Source organism: Micromonospora sp. 4G55, from assembly GCF_016803375.1.
Map to the genome: position 1 here is coordinate 1 of NZ_JAEVHN010000751.1, position 2,782 is coordinate 2,782.

Consider the following 2,782-nt stretch of genomic DNA (forward strand, 5'->3'; position numbering starts at 1 on the left):
CAGGAAGCCCACGGACAACCGCCCCACCGACCTGATCGCCGGTCGGATCACCCGCGGCGGCGGCGACCCTGCTACACCCTGGTCGACGAGAACGAGCGCGAGTACGCGCTCCACGGGCCCGAGGCGGGCGAACTGACCGAGGGCAGCTTCGTCACGCTGCGCGTCACGCCGCGCACCGACCCGGTCGACTGCGGGCCCGGCATCCCGATGCGGATCGTCACCGGCTGACCCGCCGGCCGCCCCGAGCCCCCCGGTGAGCCGGGCGGCTGACCCGCCGGCCGCGACCCGTCCGCCGACAGGCCGGGCGGTGCCCGTGGCGCCGGGTCCTAGGCTGTGGCACATGACCGAGCAGCGTGGCGGACCCGTCGACGAGTCCTGCGTCCTGACCGAGGGGCCGTGGACGCACCGGTTCGTCGGCGCGAACGGCAGCCGGTTCCACGTCGTCGAGGCCGCGCGCCCGATGGTGCTGTTCCTGCACGGCTTTCCCGAGTACTGGTGGGCCTGGCACCAGGTGCTGCCGGCGGTCGCCGACGCCGGCTTCCGGGCGGTCGCCGTCGACCTGCGCGGCTACGGCGCCAGCGACAAGCCACCCCGGGGGTACGACGGCTACACCCTCGCCGCCGACGTCGCCGGACTGATCCGGGCGCTGGGCGAACGCTCCGCGACCGTGGTCGGCACCGGCGCGGGCGGCCTGATCGGCTGGACGGCGGCCTCGTTCCACCCCACGCTCGTCCGCCGGCTGGTGGTGCTCGGCGCGCCGCACCCGCTGCGCCTGCGGGCCGCCATCTTCGCCGACCCGCGCGGCCAGTTCGCCGCCTCCACGCCCACCCTGAAGTTCCAGCTGCCCCGCTACGAGCACCTGCTGACCCGGGACGGCGGGGCCGCCGTCGAGGAGATGCTGCGCCGCTGGGGCGGCCCGCAGTGGACCCGGGGGCCGGAGTTCGACGCGTACGCGCGGTGCTGCCGGGAGGCGATCCAGATCCCGCAGGCCGCGTTCTGCGCGCTGGAGGGCTACCGCTGGGCGTTCCGGTCGGTGCTGCGGCTGCACGGCTACCGGTTCGTCCGGCTGATGCAGAAGCCGCTGGTGACCCCGACCCTGCAATTGCACGGGGCGCTGGACACCGCCTCGTTGCCGCGTACCGCCCAGGGCTCCGGCCGGTACGTCACCGCCGAATACGAGTGGCGGCTGCTCGACGGGGTCGGGCACTTCCCGCACGTCGAGGCCCCGGAGACGGTGCTCGGCGAGATCCTCCGCTGGTCGAAGTCGTGACCGCGCGGGCGGCGGATCAGATCCGCTGCTCGCGCAGGTCGGCCACCTCGTTGGCGGGCGCCCAACCCTGGTAGACCCCGAAGTCGAAGACCTCCAGGCCCATCACCTGCGCCACCGGCCAGCGCCCGCCGGTGTACTCCACCCGCAGCCAGCCGTCGTGCTCGCCGAGCACCACGAACGGCTGCCCCTGCCAGGTGCAGGTGGTGCGCACGTACGCCAGGTCCTCGACCTCGCCGGCCGGGACCACCCGGACGTGCCGACCGGGGCGTACCTCCTCGAAGCCGTCCCCCGGTTCGGGCTGGTAGATGCGGACGTCGTCGCCGTCCGGGCTGGCCTGGTACTCCCGCCCGCGCCACCGGGCCACGTAACCGTCGCGCCTCACGGCTCACCCACCTGTCGCCAGAGCAGCGCGTCGGTGTCGAGCAGGGCGACCACCCGCTCGGTGCCGTCCGCGCCGATCCGCCACAGCTGCGCGCCGTGCGGCAGCCGGGCGCTGTCCACCTTGAACTCGGCCACCACCTCGGTGCTGTCGCCCGGGGCGAAGCCGTTGCCCCGGAACGGCGGGCGCTCGATGACCCAGCCCTCCATCGCCCGCATGGCGGCCTCGTTCTGCCCGCCGTACGGGATCCGGTAGAGACTCGGCCGGTACGCGGGCCAGCGCAGCACGTAGATCCGATCGGCGTCGCGCGCGAACGGCGAGTCCGGGTAGCCGAGACCGAGCGCGTCGTGCAACTGCGCCGGGGTGTTGAGGTGCGCGAGTTCGTTGGCCCGGTGCACGAAACCGGAGACCCGGTCGTACCCGCGCTCCAGGTAGTAGGCGAGCTGGCTCGGGGCCACCGCCTTCTGCATGGTCACCGGCCGGGTCGGGTCGGCGATCTGCGGGGCGTACCGGGGCCGCTCGGCCGGTTCCTCGACCGCGACCTTCTCCGGCTCGGTCTCGGCCTCGTCACCGAGCCCCACCTCGGCCGCCCAGTTGGCCAGCCCGACGATCTGCTCGCCGGGCAGTTTCGCCCCGATCGGGCTGCCGGGGTTGACCGCGAAGGACCACACCTCGTCCGGCCAGCGCCGGATCAGCTGCACGAACCGGACCTCGACGGTCTCCACCGGCTCCGGGCAGTGGTCGGCCAGCCGCTCCGGCGAGGTGTGCACCACCACGTACGTCTCGCCGTCGAGTTCCTCCGTACGCCACACGAAACCGGGATCACCGGGACGGCTGCCGGGCGCCGAGTCCGGTGCCACCGGCAGGAGCACCCGGGCCAGGAGCAGTGTGGAGAGGAAGGTGTCGGTGCTGCCGGAGCCGGCCGCGTCCAGCAGATCCTCCTCGACCGAGTTGGCGGGCTGGAACGCCTCGGCCGCCTGAGCCGGAGTGACGCTGCCGGTACCGCCGCCGGACGACGGGGCCGCCGCACCCGGCGGGGTGGGCTCGGCGACGGCAGGGCGAGCCAGGGTCGGCCCGGGCGCGGTCTCGGAGACCGGAGTCCCCTCCGGCGCGCCGCCGAAGGCCGGGGAGAC

General features: G+C 74.4%; 3 protein-coding genes and 1 pseudogene. 2 read left to right on the forward strand and 2 right to left on the reverse strand.

Features of this window, described 5'->3' with window-relative positions; translation table 11 throughout:
* Together JNW89_RS33540 and JNW89_RS33545 are read left to right on the forward strand one after the other, a co-directional pair.
* A pseudogene (locus JNW89_RS33540) lies at positions 1–228 on the forward strand (hypothetical protein); the annotation flags it as partial.
* A 112-nt stretch (positions 229–340) separates the two neighbouring features.
* The gene (locus tag JNW89_RS33545) at positions 341–1,270 is read left to right on the forward strand and encodes an alpha/beta fold hydrolase (protein WP_238452099.1); all 930 of its coding nucleotides are present in this window, start codon (positions 341–343) and stop codon (positions 1,268–1,270) included.
* 16 nt (positions 1,271–1,286) lie between these two features.
* Here JNW89_RS33545 and JNW89_RS33550 read toward each other — a convergent pair whose 3' ends face one another.
* Together JNW89_RS33550 and JNW89_RS33555 are read right to left on the reverse strand one after the other, a co-directional pair.
* A complete protein-coding gene (locus JNW89_RS33550; RefSeq protein WP_238452100.1) occupies positions 1,287–1,652 on the reverse strand; it encodes a hypothetical protein in 366 nt (121 codons plus the stop codon).
* Positions 1,649–2,782, reverse strand: a 1,134-nt coding sequence (locus JNW89_RS33555) for an SseB family protein (protein WP_238452101.1), incomplete at its 5' end; no start/stop codon positions are given. The genes JNW89_RS33550 and JNW89_RS33555, both read right to left, overlap by 4 nt.